The sequence below is a fragment of the Mesorhizobium loti genome, from assembly GCF_003148495.1.
Classification (GTDB): Bacteria; Pseudomonadota; Alphaproteobacteria; order Rhizobiales; family Rhizobiaceae; genus Mesorhizobium; species Mesorhizobium loti.
On sequence record NZ_QGGH01000016.1, the window covers coordinates 48,506 to 63,784 of the forward strand.

Annotated in this window: 9 protein-coding genes and 2 pseudogenes; 10 read left to right on the forward strand and 1 reads right to left on the reverse strand. The window is 59.5% G+C overall.

Annotation, left to right across the window (positions count from 1 at the left end):
* Nucleotide 1 precedes the first annotated feature (1 nt).
* The 5 genes and pseudogenes from virD4 to C8D77_RS31960 all read left to right on the forward strand — a co-directional run.
* On the forward strand, nt 2-1,693 hold the full coding sequence (virD4, locus tag C8D77_RS31935; protein WP_036240972.1) for a type IV secretion system ATPase VirD4: 1,692 nt from the start codon (nt 2-4) through the stop codon (nt 1,691-1,693).
* Between the two features lie 354 nt (nt 1,694-2,047).
* A complete protein-coding gene (locus C8D77_RS38165; RefSeq protein WP_245951939.1) occupies nt 2,048-3,088 on the forward strand; it encodes a type III secretion protein in 1,041 nt (346 codons plus the stop codon).
* Between the two features lie 55 nt (nt 3,089-3,143).
* Nucleotides 3,144-3,437 (forward strand): annotated as a pseudogene (locus C8D77_RS31950) (type IV secretory system conjugative DNA transfer family protein); the annotation flags it as partial.
* 64 nt (nt 3,438-3,501) lie between these two features.
* The gene (locus tag C8D77_RS31955; protein ID WP_425453778.1) at nt 3,502-8,718 is read left to right on the forward strand and encodes a Ulp1 family isopeptidase; all 5,217 of its coding nucleotides are present in this window, start codon (nt 3,502-3,504) and stop codon (nt 8,716-8,718) included.
* A gap of 121 nt (nt 8,719-8,839) precedes the next feature.
* Nucleotides 8,840-9,407, forward strand: a pseudogene (locus C8D77_RS31960) (IS66 family transposase); the annotation flags it as partial.
* Here the strand turns inward: C8D77_RS31960 and virG are convergent.
* Nucleotides 9,383-10,108 carry a two-component system response regulator VirG gene (virG, locus tag C8D77_RS31965; RefSeq protein WP_027033428.1) on the reverse strand — a complete coding sequence of 242 codons (726 nt, stop codon included), beginning with the start codon at nt 10,106-10,108 and terminating at the stop codon, nt 9,383-9,385. The pseudogene C8D77_RS31960 and the gene virG overlap by 25 nt on opposite strands.
* Before the next feature lie 981 nt (nt 10,109-11,089).
* On the opposite strand from virG, the gene C8D77_RS37370 reads away from it, so the two are divergent.
* The 5 genes from C8D77_RS37370 to virB4 all read left to right on the forward strand — a co-directional run bounded on the left by C8D77_RS37370 (nt 11,090) and on the right by virB4 (nt 15,270).
* The gene (locus C8D77_RS37370) at nt 11,090-11,305 is read left to right on the forward strand and encodes a hypothetical protein (RefSeq protein WP_133117143.1); all 216 of its coding nucleotides are present in this window, start codon (nt 11,090-11,092) and stop codon (nt 11,303-11,305) included.
* A 107-nt stretch (nt 11,306-11,412) separates the two neighbouring features.
* Nucleotides 11,413-12,195: a type IV secretion system lytic transglycosylase VirB1 gene (locus tag C8D77_RS31970; RefSeq protein WP_027056324.1), complete on the forward strand. Its 783-nt coding sequence runs from the start codon at nt 11,413-11,415 to the stop codon at nt 12,193-12,195.
* A gap of 74 nt (nt 12,196-12,269) precedes the next feature.
* The gene (gene virB2 / locus C8D77_RS31975; protein ID WP_245436993.1) at nt 12,270-12,575 is read left to right on the forward strand and encodes a pilin major subunit VirB2; all 306 of its coding nucleotides are present in this window, start codon (nt 12,270-12,272) and stop codon (nt 12,573-12,575) included.
* Nucleotides 12,575-12,901 (forward strand): type IV secretion system protein VirB3, encoded by a 327-nt coding sequence (locus C8D77_RS31980; RefSeq protein ID WP_019856520.1) that lies wholly within the window; start codon nt 12,575-12,577, stop codon nt 12,899-12,901. Before virB2 ends, C8D77_RS31980 begins: the two co-directional genes overlap by 1 nt.
* On the forward strand, nt 12,901-15,270 hold the full coding sequence (gene virB4 / locus C8D77_RS31985) for a type IV secretion/conjugal transfer ATPase VirB4 (protein WP_027056322.1): 2,370 nt from the start codon (nt 12,901-12,903) through the stop codon (nt 15,268-15,270). The genes C8D77_RS31980 and virB4 overlap by 1 nt, the downstream gene beginning before the upstream one ends.
* Nucleotides 15,271-15,279: the final 9 nt, after the last annotated feature.

Genomic DNA, 15,279 nt, shown 5'->3' on the forward strand with positions numbered 1-15,279 from the left:
AATGTCTTCTACAAAAACGACGTCCCCCAACATAGCCATTAGCATCGCGTGCTCACTCGCCTTGGGGTTCTGTGCGGCAAGTCTGTACGCAACCTTCCGCCACGGGGGTAGCGGCGAGGCTCTGATGGCGTTTGATGTCCGTGCCTTTTGGTTTGAGACGCCCTTCTATTTGGGTTTCGCAACCCCCGTTTTCTATCAGGGCGCGGCTATCGTGCTCTCGACATCCGCGGTTGTCTTGCTGATTCAGCAGTTCGTATTGCGCCGCAAGCTCGAACACCACGGGACCGCTCGTTGGGCTCGAGTGGATGAAATGCGACGCACGGGATATCTGCGACGATACCGTGGCGTGACAGGGCCGGTCTTCGGGAAGACGAGTGGTCCTTTCTGGCCTGGCTATTACCTGACCAATGGCGAGCAGCCTCACAGCCTCATCGTTGCGCCGACCCGCGCTGGCAAGGGTGTCGGCATAGTCATTCCAACGCTACTTACATTTAAAGGCTCTGTGATAGCTCTGGACGTCAAGGGGGAGCTCTTTGAGCTCACATCGAGGGCGCGTAAAGCCGCAGGCCACGAAGTGTTCAAATTCGCGCCACTGGATTCAGAGCGGCGCACAAACTGCTACAATCCACTGTTGGATCTCATAGCACTGCATCCACAGCAGCAATTCACCGAAGCCCGCCGCTTGGCCGCGAACCTGATTACGGCCAAGGGGGAGGGGGCGGAAGGTTTCGTCAGCGGCGCGCGAGATATCTTTGTCGCGGGGATCCTTGCCTGCATCGAGCGGGGCACGCCAACAATCGGCGCCGTCTATGATCTGTTCGCTCAGCCGGGGGAGAAGTTTAAGCTCTTCGCGCAGCTCGCCATGGAGACCCGGAACAAAGAGGCACAACGCATCTTCGACGACATGGCGGGGAACGACACGAAAATCCTAACCTCCTACACGTCCGTGCTCGGCGATGGCGGGCTCAACTTGTGGGCGGATCCGGCTGTCAAGGCGGCTACAAGTCGCTCGGACTTTTCGGTCTATGATCTTCGCCGTCGCAGAACGTGCATCTATCTTTGCGTTGGTCCGAACGACCTTGAGGTGATCGCGCCTTTGATACGCTTATTTTTTCAGCAAACCGTTTCAATTCTACAGCGGTCGCTGCCCCGCCAGGACGAAAAGCACGAGGTTCTCTTTCTGCTCGATGAGTTCAAGCACTTGGGGAAGCTGGAGGCGATCGAGACCGCAATTACGACTATCGCGGGCTACAAGGGGCGTTTCATGCTCATCATCCAAAGCCTTTCGGCACTAACGGGGGCTTATGGAGAGGCTGGTAAGCAGAATTTTCTCAGCAATACCGGACTGCAAGTGTTCATGGCCACGGCCGATGACGAGACTCCAACCTACATTTCCAAAGCCATCGGTGAATACACGTTTGAAGCCAAATCGATTTCCTACAGCCAGTCGCGAGCGTTCGACCGGAACATTCAGAATTCGTTTCAAGGTGCGCCGCTGCTGCGTCCCGAACAGGTTCGGCTGCTCAATGACGAGTACGAGATTGTTCTCATCAAAGGTCTGCCACCATTGCAATTGAGGAAGGTGCGATATTTTTCGGACCGCATCCTTAAACGCATCTTTGAAAGCCAGACAGGCGCCCTCCCGGAGCCGGCACCCTTGATGGAAGCTCATCCAGATGACACTGACGGTTAAGCGCCCGTCTCGCGTATCCCGTCCCTCGGCGATCAGAAACTCCACTACAGGTGAACGGCTATGGGAATTTGCATCTCCAAATCCTCCGGATCGACTCGACATGCCACATATGACACGGAAGAGTCGCCGCGAGAATCCACGGCAGCGCTGAAGGTCTCCGTGGGCACGCCTGCCGACAGGTTGCGACGGGGCGGAGATGCGCCTCTGGAGCCACATCAGATCCAGCAGGCCGCCTATCATATGGGAGCGTGTGTCGTCGGTGACGACGTCACCAGCCCGATAAGACTCGCGACAGCGGGGCAAACAGTTCACGACGTTCGCCTGCTGCTCAAGCATGGCCGGGGAAACGTTAAGGTGGACGACATTCCCTCTCACGGCCACAACAGCATCGGATCGTCGGTTGCAATGATGGGAGCAGACGACAACATTAAGGTTGCAGTGGCCGTAGTCATGGGAGCGGCGTGCTGCAATCAGACCGCTCCCCTTTCCGCTATCGTCCACGCCCCACACATGGCGGCCGACGAGCGGAGTATGACCTCTAGTGCTTCCGTGTCAATGAAAGAGATAACCGACGAAGGTGATGAGATCCCAGTCAAGGCGGGTCACATTTGGAACGAACTGCGGCGCGGAAGCCGCGACCCGAGGTCGACCGTGGTTATGGATGCCTGGGCCAACGGTCCCGCTGTTCGGTTGAAAGACAGCGCATGGAGCGGAGTGCCGGTCAAGGAAGGTCATTGGTCGATGGACAAAAGCACCGCCGAATTCCTGAAAAACCGTGTTGAGGGGTTGATTCCGTTCGTGCATCCGGACACAAATGAACAGACTGCCAACGATTTGCGCCGGAAGCAAAACGCACCCGTATCGTGGAAAAAATATGCAGAAGTACAAGTGATCTCACCCGAGTTCGCTGATAGTGTACGCAACGCATTGTCCCGTATTCCTGAAGACCAACAAAAGGAAATCGCATCACTGATGATTCAGGGAGCCTACGGAATGGATCCTTCCTCGCGCACGCACCAAGACGCAGTGGAATCAGTTCTGGTGGCCGCCAACCAACTGGACTCGCTGCCCCGGCCTCCTGTCGCGCCGCCGGAATTGGCGGTGTATCACCAGTTCGACGCAAATCAACAGGCCCAAGCTCACGCAGTTCCCGGCATGCAAGATATCTTGCCGCACATGCCTCCGCCGCGGCATGCAGTAGAGGAACGGAATGCGAATTTGGACGACCACATAGCAGGTATTGCGGCTTCAGTCCGTGATACAGTAGGCCCGCAAACCTCCCGTCAACAGCTGCGGCGGGGTGGTGAAATCGGGCAGTCCCTAAGTCACCCCTATAATCACGCCCGCGAGGATCTAATGGCTGCCTCCAGAAGCAGAGATCGCTCCGGCCGTTGAGGTCTCGGCCATGGTAAGTGACGGTTTCTCCTCGAATCCCGTTCACGGCCTTGCCAGCCAGGCGCGAACGTTCGATTGGAACATTCAGAATTCGCATCAAGGTGCACCGCTGCTGCGTCCCGAACAGGTTCGGCTGCTCGATGAAGACTACGAGATTGTTCTCATCAAAGGCCTGCCACCATTGCAATTGAGGAAGGTGCGATATTTTTCGGACCGCATCCTTAAACGCATCTTCGAAAGCCAGACAGGCGCCCTCCCGGAGCCGGTACCCTTGACGATAGCGGACGAGGGGCTCTCGGCAGAATCTCAACTCGATGACCCGCTGCGTGAATTGGCGCAGGATTTTTGACGATACAGTTTGATGCGAGGCTAATGTGGACCAGCGAAATAGTAATCCATCCCGTGTAACAGCTTTGCCGCAGGTGCAGGACGCCGGCTTGGAAGAGGATCAAGCGGTCCAGGCCAGGCAAGTGGGCGTTGAGCAGCACCTTGCCGAGGCCCGGAGGCTGTTCGATCAAGCTGACGAGTCGCCAACCAATCCAGAGGAGCTTCAGCGACTGGACCAGGGGCTCCGCGAAGTGCTTCAGCAATGGCAGGATGAGCAAGCCGCCTCGCCTTCTTTCAGCGCTGAGGTTCCCGAGGCGCTCCGGCCGCTGTTCGATGATCGAGCTCACCAGCCGCCAACCAATGCAGAGGAGCTTCTGCGACTGGAACAGGGGTTCCGCGAAGTGCTTCAGCAGCGGCAGGATGATCAAGCCGCCTCGTCTTCGCTCAGCAACCCAGGGATGCGTGCTGGACCGGAGGACCCCAATAGAAGCGTGTCGGAGGCTTTCGCAACATCTGGGCACGCCGGAGTTCAGGCCGCCGCCCCGCCAGTCTTGGCTGCCAGCCAACAGCAGATCCGGCCCTCGCCGGATGCGCTCGACCAGGGCAACCACCTGCCACCCCAGGGGGGCATCATCAACAATGAACATTCCACACCGCTGTTGCGGCCAGCGGAGAGGCAGAGGGCCGTGGATAGGCCGCAAGCCGTCGCCATTCAGCAGCAGCCGAGCGAAATCGGCAATTCAGGCGGCCGCATGCCGATGCAGCCCCCCATGCAGCAATTGGGTGAATTGCCATTGCAAGGGGTACCGGTTCAAGGGACAGGGTCCGAACACATCGGAAGGCTGCATGCGGGAGCCGCGCCCTCAGCAAGGTCCGAGGCGCCCCCGGCTGCGATCGAGGACTCCATAAACGTTTCGTTCGCCGTCCCCAAAGACTTCTCCCATGGGACTCAACGCGTCCCAGACGCAATGCTCTCTTTCTTGGACCGCCCTGGCCCCTTGCCGGATGCTAGCCAAGCGCGGCAAGCGGGCTTTGAGCAGCACGTGGCCGAGCCGCGCCGAGCCGACCCTTTTGCGAGTGGCGCCCGTGCTTCCCGCTATCACCATCTGTCCGACGAACACCGGGACCTTATTGATAGAGCGATCGCCCACTCCCAGGAAAAATATGGCGAGACCACGGCCCGAAAATACACGTTTGCACTTCGCCGGTTGGCGAATGATCTCAGCGCTCGTGGCCAAGCGACCGATCTAAGAAATCACAAATCCCTGGTCGATCACGTCGGTGCCTTCTTTCCGAAAGACGTTGATATGAAGAGCGCGTTGAAGGCCCTGCGTGCGTATCATGAGCCGGGCTATTCAGCGACTGCTGGCGGCCCTGCTGCCAGCTATCCCCATCTGTCCGCCGAACACCGGGATGTTATTGATAAGGCGATCGACCGCGCTGCGGCTCAGCAAAACCAGAGCGCGGACACGCTGCGAATATACTCGAATGCGCTTCGCCGATTGGCGAATGATCTCGGCGCTCGTGGCCAAGCGACTGATCTAAAAAATCACCAATCCCTGGTCGATCACCTCGATACTTTCTTTCCGAATGACCAGAGCATTAAAACGGCGTTGAACGTCCTGCGTGCGTATCATGATCCGGGCTATGCAGCGACTGGCTGGTGGCCAGCGGCGGTGCCTTCAAAGCCAGATGCGCGTATCTTGGAAAAATTAAGCAGTGACAGCGAGTTGGCCTTAAGCACCCGTGTCGTCTATGGTCGTCTTCTTCGCAGATTTTCTGAGCAGCTTGAGAGTCGGGGCCAGACGATCTCTGGGATGGATCACAATTCGCGGACCGAACTCGCCGAGGCGTTGTTTCCAGGCAACAAGAAACTCCGCTTGGCGCTGCAGCGGGTTCACAATGCGGAGATTCCCGAGGCCTTGCGGCCGCTGTTCGATAATCGAGCTCACAAGCCGCCAACCAATCCAGAGGAGCTTCTGCGACTGGAACAGGAGTTCCGCGAAGTGCTTCAGCAGCGGCAGGATGATCAAGCCGCCTCGTCTTCGCTCAGCAACCCAGGGATGCGTGCTGGACCGGAGGACCCCAATAGAAGCGTGTCGGACGCTTTCGCAACATCTGGGCACGCCGGAGTTCAGGCCGCCGCTCCGCCAGTCTTGGCTGCCAGCCAACAGCAGATCCGGCCCTCGCCGGATGCGCTTGACCAGGGCAACCACCTGCCACCCCAGGGGGGCATCATCAACAACGAACATTCCACAGCGCTGTTCCGGCCAGCGAAGAGGCAGAGGGCCCTGAATACGCCGCAAGCCGCCGCCATTCAGCAGCAGCCGCGCGAAATCGGCAATTCAGGCGGCCGCGTGCCGATGCAGCCTCCCATGCGGCAATTGGGTGAATTGCCATTGCAAGGGGTACCGGTTCAAGGGACAGGGTCCGAACACATCGGAAGGCTGCATGCGGAGGCCGCGCCCTCCGCAAGGGCTGAGGCACCCCCCGCTGCCATCGAGAACTCCATAAACGTCTCATTCGCCGTCCCCCAAGGCTTCTCCCATGGGACCCAACGCGTCCCAGACGCGATGCTCTCTTCCTTGAACCGCCCTGGCCCCTTGCCGGATGCTGGCCAAGCGCGGCAAGCGGGTTTTGAGCAGCACGTGGCCGAGCCGCGCCGAGCCGAACCTGTCGCGAGTGGCGCCCGTGCCACCGGCTATCCCCATTTGTCCGACGAACACCGGGACCTTATCGATAAGGCGATCGCCCACGCTGCGGCTCAGCAAAAATATAGCGAGAGCACGGTCCTAAAATACAGGTATGCACTTCGCCGGTTGGCAAATGATCTCGGCGCTCGTGGCCAAGCGACCGATCTAAAAAATCACCAATCCCTGGTCGATCACCTCGATGCTTTCTTTCCGAAAAGCGATGATATGAAGAGCGCGTTGCACGTCCTGCGTGCGTATCATGAGCCGGGCTATTCAGCGTCTGTTGGTGCCCCGGCTAACCGCTATCCCCACTTGTCCGACGAACACCGGGACGTGATTGATAAGGCGATCGCCCATGCCGAGGCTCAGCAACACCATAGCGCGCCGACGCTCCGAATATACTCGTATGCGCTTCGCCGATTGGCGAATGATCTCGGCGCTCGTGGCCAAGCGACTGATCTAAAAAATCACCAATCCCTGGTCGATCACCTCGATACCTTCTTTCCAAAAAACACTGACATAAAGGATATAAGGCCGGCGTTGAACGTCCTGCGTGCGTATCATGAGCCGGGCTATTCAGCGACTGGCCGGTGGCCAGTGGCGGTGCCTTCAAAGGCAGATGCGCATGTCTTAGAACAAGTGACCAGTGACAGCAGCTTGGCCCCAAGCACCCGTGTTGCCTATGGTCGTAGTCTTCGCAGATTTTCTGAGGCGCTTGAGAGGCGGGGCCAGACGATCTCTGGGCTGGATCATGATTCACGGATCAAATTCGCCGAGGCGTTGTTTCCAGGCAACGATTTTCTCCGCTTGGCGCTTGAACGGGTTCGCGATGCGAAGCCTGCGTCAGACAGGATCGTGGCGGACGCTTTGGCAGCGGCCGGCTCTGGGCACGCCGGAGTTGAGGCCGCCGCCCCGCCAGTCTTGGCTGCCAGCCAACAGCAGATCCGGCCCTGGCCGGATGCGCTTGACCAGGGCAACCTCCTGCCACCCGAGCGGTTCATCATCAACAATGAACATTCGACGGCGCCGTTGCGGCCGGCGGAGAGGCAGGGGACTGATAATCCGCAAAGCATCGCCATTCAGCAGCCGCCGAGCGAAGGCGGCCGCGTGCCGATGCAGCCCCCCATGCGGCAGTTGGGTGAATTGCCATTGCAAGGGGTACCGGTTCAAGGGACAGGGTCCGAACACATTGGAAGCCTGCATGCGGGAGCCGCGCCCTCAGCAAGGTCCGAGGCGCCCCCGGCTGCGATCGAGGACTCCATAAACGTTTCGTTCGCCGTCCCCAAAGACTTCTCCCATGGGACTCAACGCGTCCCAGACGCAATGCTCTCTTTCTTGGACCGCCATGGCCTCTTGCCAGATGCGGAAAAGCCGGAATGGCACTTCGATATTAATGGTCACGGCTACACCGCCCGGAGGCCGGAGGGGGGCAACGACGTTTGGCTCCTCCATCGCGGAGCGATAAGGGAAGCTGGAGCGGCAGCAGTACCGGCAAGGGCTCCGGGACCCGCCTTGCCAGCGACCGCCAGGCTCTCAGACACCCATCTCGGGGTTCCGTTGGTCGATCTGACCACCTCCTCCGATGCACACATCGAAGCCCTTCCGTCAGGCTCGTCCAATCTCCCCCGGGGGGCGGTGCTCGGGGCCACCCAACTGCTGGGCGACGAACATATCCAGAGGGATTACGAATTCCTCGAGCAGCAGCTGCAGCAGGCCGATCCAGCGCTCGCCGCCCGGACGCGGCTGGTCGATCCGTCGGTCTCCCATCTGCTGCGCCACATGGAGCAGCAAGACGCGCGAGGCACATTGCAGTCGATTTATAATCGAAACGCCGGCCCATCCGACTTCCTGTTCGTGCCAGTGAACGATGGGGTGGGTATTGACCGCGGCACCCATTGGTCGCTGCTCCTCGTAGATCGCCGCGATCCGGAAAGAGCGGTCGCCTATCACTACGACTCCATCCAGCAAAATGAACAGCGATACAACGACGCGCCTGCACGAAAGCTCGCTACAAGACTGGACGCGACCCTGGTAACACCCGACATGGCGCAGCAGAAAAACGCTGTTGACTGCGGCGTCTTCGTGGTGGACGGCACGCGCGAGCTGGTTCGTCGATTGGCGAACGAAGAGCGGCCAGACCAGCAGCTGCCGCTGCACCTCAACTACCTCGTCGCCGATCGGCAGGCGCTGCAAAACCGACTGAGAGAGGGCCGCTTGCCGCACGAGCTTGCCGCAAGCCCCGCCGAAGCTTTGGCAGCAGCCGGGTCGCAGGTGCAACACGCCGCGTTGCAAGAGCAGCAAGCCAGACAGGTCGCGCCAGCGCCGTTGGAACGGCACTTGGGCCAGACGCGCGAGGCCGAGGACAAGCTGACGAGTACACTGCACAGGAGCAACCGCGTGAACAGCGGGGGCGTCATCATCAACACTGAACGTTACACAGCGCCGTTGAGACCGGCGAAAAGGCAGAGGACTGACAATTCGCAAAGCCTCGCCATCGGGCGGCAGCCGAGCGACGCAAACACAACGTCCATCGGCCAAGCCTCCGATCAAGCCCGAGCGGACCTCATGGCTTCCTTCAGGAGCAGAGAGCGCTCCGACGCTGGGCGTTGAGCTCGACGGCTAAGCAGAACAGCTCTTTTGGCGACGGAGAGGCTGATGCGATCTCCGGACCGGTAGCTCTCGCCGCAATTGATCAGACTGGCACTGTTGGAAGGCGATGTAGGCCTGGAACTCGCCGATCGCCAGCGAGGCGCTGAGACGATCGCCCACCTCAATAAGATCGAGGACGATATCCGCGGCCGACCGGCCGATGAACGCCGTGCGACGCGTCGGGAAAATAGCCGCGCTATTGTCGCCATCTTGAACCTTGGCTGCGTGAAAGCTCGGCCTGATCGGTCAGAAGACCAAGGTCGCCAAGGCAATCCGCTACACGCTCTCACGCTGCGAAGGCCTCTCGCGCTTCGTTGACGACGGTCGCACCGAGATCGACAACAACACCGTCGAGCGCTCAATCCGTCCGCAAGAACGCGCTCTTCGCCGGCTCGAACGGCGGTGCCGAACACTGGGCGGTCATTGCGTCGTTGATCGAAAGCTGCAGGCTCGATGGTGTCGAGTCACTCGGTTATCTCGCCGACGTCCTCACCACCAGGATCGTCAACAGCCATCCCAGCCAGATCGACGAGATGCTGCCTTGGGTCAGACATCCAGGCGCCGAGCTAAGGGCCGCCAGAAAACACCGCCACGCTTCATCAGCCAATCTCCAGAATAGCTCCTGTCACGCGGCCAAGGTGCCTCCGTAGCTAACGTCTACGTCAGCGTTGAAGAAATACCCTGCACCACGGCATGTCTTGACTAGCCTTGGATTGGCCGCATCAGCCTCCAGCTTTCGGCGCAAGCGCAAGATTAGGACATCGATACTTCGATCGTAGACCTCTTCTCCACGCACACGGCTCGCGAGCAAAAGCCGTTCTCTGGATAGGACATTGCGGGGGTTCTCCAGGAACGCGATCAGCAGGTTGAACTCACATGCGGTAAGCTTGACTTCGCCACGCTCCGCACAGATCAGTCGCCGCTGCTTGACGCTGAGCTTCCAGGCTCCGAACCGAAATGAGCGATGATCTTTCGTTCGCGGACTGGAAATGCGCTGGCGTAGCCCTACTCGAATGCGGGCCAAGAACTCGCGCAGCCCGAAAGGCTTGGGAATGAAATCGGTTGCGCCGAGCTCCAGCGCAACGACTTTTTCCGCCTCATCAAGCCGGTCGCCGCTGATCACTATGATGGGTAAATCCGATTTCGTCGCGAGGTTGCGGACGATGGCAAGCCCATCCTCCCGGCCGAGGTTGAGGTCAACAACCACGAGATCGACTGGCTCATGCGATAGAACGTAGTTAAACTGCTTGCTATCGTTGACTGCGGTCACCTTCAAGGCATGCATCATGAGATACTGGGAGATGAGGCGTCGCATTGCGGCATCATCGTCAATGACAAGAACATGTTTCAACGGCTCACCTTCAATCTTGAATCCCCTTGTCTAAAGCTGTTGCCGAGCAACCCTTGGGGCACCGACGCAGGACAGCTGCCCCTTGCCACTCGCCGGTGCGTGCGGCCAATGTGAGGCCGTTGCTCGGCCTGGTCTTTTCATCCACAGCGAATTGACCGCATCCAGGCAGCCGGTGGCCACCACACAGCTGCAAGCGCCGGTATGACCCTGCCGAGTGGTCCTTCGCTTATTCGCGAGCTCCGCCGTTGGTGTAGGCCTGCCAACACCACTTGATTACGACGGCACGGACGCCCGGTCGCTTGCCATGTCCTTGCATCTTCTTCGCGTTTCTGGCGCTTGCGGACCTGGATCACCTCGAAATCCTCCCGCTCGTGCGTGCGGCTCCGACGCGGTGGAGCACCGCGGCGGTTGACTGATCGCAGAGGCGGTTGGCCGAAGAACGGCCGTGATTCGCTATAGTGGCCTTGTGCCACCGGTATGTCTCCTGCCCAAGGCAGGTCATTGGGAGGTGGCCGGCGGCGCCAATCCTGTTCCCGGCGATCGGCAGGTCCGGTTACGGTTACGGTTACCTTGCGAGCTAACATTTCTCAGTTGATGCAATACCTTCCTTTTGAGCCTGTCACTGTACTTGTCGAGAGCGCTGTCGGACTGCGTCAATCCGCCTGCGGTTTCTGCCGATGGGACTGTGCGTGACCCACCAGTTCGCGGCGCGGCCGAACAGCTGAACCAGGTCTCGCACCAGGCCGGCTGCGCCGCCACGTCTTCCCAGTTGACCCTCGTCCCCGCGTATTTTGCGCCTCCGACGAGCTTCGCGGACGAACTCGCGGTTTCAACCAATGCCTGAGTATGCAGGGCGCATGGCTGTCTCTTGCAACAACGGCAGCATGCCGCAACATTGGGCAGCTCGGCGCCCTAGTCGGTTCTCGCGTTCGATCGACCCAAGCTTCCGCAGCCTGAGATGAACCCGCCAAGCTCCCCATTTTGTCCTTCGGCCAGGCGCTGACACAAGATTCCATCACCGCCCATGCCAAGTCGCAGTTGACGCTGCAGGAGCAACGGACGGCCGGGGCGGGCAATCCCGCGCAGGAATGGTCCACCACGATGGTCGAGATGTGCCGGCTGATCGCGCCCGCGCAACCCGCGCATGCGCAAGGTGCCCATGCACCCGGACATGAACAAGCTCTTTGCTTCAGTTGAAACCGAAAAGCTGAACTTGAACATCACGCAGTAACAAACCTGCCCGATAAGCGCGTGCCGGACAGGGCCAGAACCGGTCCGGACGCTTGGAAAGGTAGGGGATAGGAATGTTCATTGCAGCTTGGCCGCTGGCCATCGCCCTGTTGACATCCATGTCATTCCCCGCCGAGCCCGCGCCACTTTCGCCCCGTGAATTCCACCGCCTGTCGCGCAAATGCGCTCCCTGGGTTGCGCCGTCCACGCTCGCCGCGATTGCCAAAATTGAAAGTGGCTTTGAAACGCTGGTGGCTCATGACAACACCACAGGTGAGCAGCTTCGCTGGATAGACCGCCTGGAAGCGACGCGGGGCATCAAGAACCGCCTCGAAGCACAACATTCTGTCGATGTCGGATTGATGCAGATAAACAGCAAGAACTTTTCCTTCCTCAATCTCACGCCGGAAAAGGCTTTCGAGCCCTGCGCCTCGCTATCGGCCGCCGCCCACTTGCTTGAAAGCCGGTATGCCGGCGGCACGACTGCTCCGGCGCAGCAACTGGCGCTTCGCCGTGCCATCTCGGCCTACAACACGGGCGACGTCACGCGTGGCTTCACCAACGGTTATGTACGCAAGGTCGAGTCAGCCGCAAAGGACATCTCGAGTCACCCCGAGCCAACCCTGGAGCCGACCGCTCAAGATGCGCCACACCTTGAGGCACCCGGTCGGAAAGCCGTGCCGCCTCTGCTCCAACAGAGCCAACAGGCCAATGGAAAGCAGCCCAAACGAAATTCTTGGGACATCTGGGGCTCGTATGAGTCAAACCGCTCCGGGGCCGATCCCTCCGGTCCGACAGGCAGCCAGGCTGCGGAAGAGCGGGAATCCTCGAACCCGAACAAACTCGTATTCGATTGAACCATGGAGATACAATGATGACGCCACTCAAAATACTTCGTGCGCTTAAAACGCGTGTTCCTTCGCCTTTTTCCATGCTGCGCACGGCGGCTGAATATGTACCGGCCGCTGCTGCAGGCGCCGCGTGGACGGTCTTCTCCATCGGGCCAGCCTCGGCTCAGGTGACCGGAGGGACGGATCCCGCCAAGATGGTCCAGAATATCTGCACCTTCATACTTGGCCCCTTCGGACAATCACTGGCCGTGCTCGGACTCGTGGCCATCGGCATCTCTTGGATGTTCGGTCGTGCTTCACTTGGCTTGGTTGCGGGTGTCGTTGGAGGGATCGTCATCATGTTCGGCGCCAGCTTCCTGGGCAAGGCGCTCATAGGCGGTGGCTGATGAGCGACCGGTTGGAAGTGAGCACCCTCTATGTGGCGGCGACACGCCCCGCACTGTTTCTGGGGGTGCCGCTGACGCTGGCCGGATTGCTGATGATGTTGGCTGGTCTCGTCATCATTGTCCTTCAAAACCCACTTTATGAAATCGTGCTCGTGCCACTCTGGTTCGGGGCACGGCTGGTGGTTGAGCGTGACTATAACGCCGCAAGCGTCGCGCTCCTCTATTTGCAGACTGCCGGCAGAAGCGTGGACGGGCCGGTCTGGGGTGGCGCGAGCGTCAGCGCCAATCCGATCAGAGTGCCGAAACGCGGAAGAGGAATGGTGTAATGTTTGGCGCCAGTGGCCGGACCGAGAGATCTGGCGAGATCTATCTTCCGTATGTCGGTCATCTCAGCGATCAGGTTGTCCTGCTGGAAGACGGATCGATCATGGCCATGGCACACGTGAACGGCCTGCCCTTTGATTTGGAAGACGCAGAGATGCGCAATTCGCGCTGCCGCGCGTTCAACACTCTCTTGCGCAACATCGCGGATGACAATGTCACGCTATACGCTCATCTTGTGCGCAATAACGATGTGCCGGAGCCGGCATCGCGCCAGTTTCAAAGTGCATTTGCTGGCAGTCTGAGCGAGGCCTATGAGCGCCATGTGCTGTCGGGCAAGCTCTTTCGCAACGATCACTTCCTCACTATCGTCGTGTCCCCCCGCACCGCAATCGGCAAGATAGGCTGGCGCATTGCCAAATCCCCCAGACGGAATGACAACGATCTGGCCACACAAATGCGAAGCCTGGAGGACCTCTGGCAGATCATTGCTGGCTCACTCGGCGGTTACGGTCTGCGCCGGTTGGGTATTCGCGAGAAAGGCAACGTGCTCTTCACGGAAATTGGTGAGGCGCTTCGGTTGATAATGACTTGCCGGTTTCTTCCGGTTCCGATGGTTACCGGCTCGCTTGGCGCCTCGATCTACACTGATCGGGTCATCTGCGGGAAGCGGGCGCTTGAGATTCGAAGACCCGGGGATAGCTCCGTGGGATCATTGTTTTCGTTCCGTGAATATCCGGCGACGACGCGGCCAGGCATGCTAAATCCCTTACTGTCCGCCAACTTCCCGCTTGTCCTGAGCCAGAGCTTTTCCTTCCTCACTCGGCCACAAGCTCATGCGAAGCTTAGCCTTAAATCCAGCCAGATGACGAGCGCCGGCGACAAGGCTCTCACCCAGATCAATGAACTTGCCGAGGCAGAGGACGCACTGGCAAGCAACGAGTTCGTCATGGGTTCGCATCATCTGAGCCTGTGCGTCTATGGCGACAGCCTCAATAGCCTTGCAGATCGCGCAGCAAATGCGCGCGCAAGGCTGGCCGACACAGGCGCCGTTATCGTCCAAGAGGGTATCGGCATGGAGGCCGCGTACTGGTCCCAACTCCCGGGGAACAACAGGTGGCGCACGCGCCCCGGGGCGATCACCTCGTACAATTTTGCCGGGCTTGTCTCATTTGAGAACTTCCCCAGCGGTTCCAGCTCCGGCCACTGGGGCAAAGCTGTTGCGCGCTTTCGCACAAACGGTGGAACGTCTTTCGACTACATCCCCCATGAGAATGACGTCGGCATGACGGCGATATTCGGACCCGTCGGCAAAGGCAAGACGACGCTGATGACCTTTATCCTCGCGATGCTTGAGCAAAGCGTGGTCGATCGCAATGGTGCCATCGTCTTTTTCGATAAAGACCGGGGTGGTGAACTGCTGGTGCGAGCCACGGGAGGGACATACCTTGCGTTGCGCAGAGGCGCTCCGAGCGGCTTGGCCCCTCTGCGCGGACTGGACAACACCTCCGCCTCGTTGGACTTTCTGCGCGAATGGCTGATGGCCCTCATCGAGAGTGACGGCCGTGGTCCGATCTCGCCGGAGGAAAGCCGTCGACTGGAACGTGGCATTCTTCGTCAACTTTCGTTCGAACCCGCCATGCGCTCACTTGCGGGCCTGCGCGAATTCCTGCTGCACAGCCCCTCGGAGGGCGCGGGAGCACGGCTGCAGCGGTGGTGTAGAGGGAATGCGCTTGGATGGGCCTTTGACGGCGATGAGGACGAAGTCAGGCTGGATGCCTCCATTACCGGCTTCGACATGACGCAGCTCCTGGAATTTGAGGAGGTTTGTGCGCCGGCCGCCGCATATCTTCTTCACCGCGTGGGCGCTGTTGTCGATGGCCGTCGGTTCGTCATGAGCTGCGACGAATTTCGCTTCTATCTGCTCAACCCGCAGTTCTCGGCTGTTATCGACAAGTTCCTGCTCACCGTCCGCAAGAACAACGGCATGTTGATACTCGCAACGCAGCAGCCTGAACACGTGCTTGAATCGCCCCTCGGAGCCAGTCTCGTTGCACAATGCATGACCAAGATCTTCTACCCATCACCGACGGCCGACCGGGCCGCGTATGTCGATGGCTTGAAGTGCACCACGCAGGAGTTCGAGGCAATCCGCCAGGGAATGGCAATTGGCAGCCGCAAGTTTTTGCTCAAGCGCGAGAGCGGGAGTGTTGTTTGCGAATTCGATCTTGGCCAGATGCGCGAGTATGTAGCCGTACTCTCGGGGCGGGCCAACACCGTGCGCTTTGTCGACCAGCTTCGTGACCAGCACGGAGATGCCCCAAGTGCGTGGCTCAACAAGTTCATGACTCGTTACCACGAAATTCAAGACTGACGGAGGAAT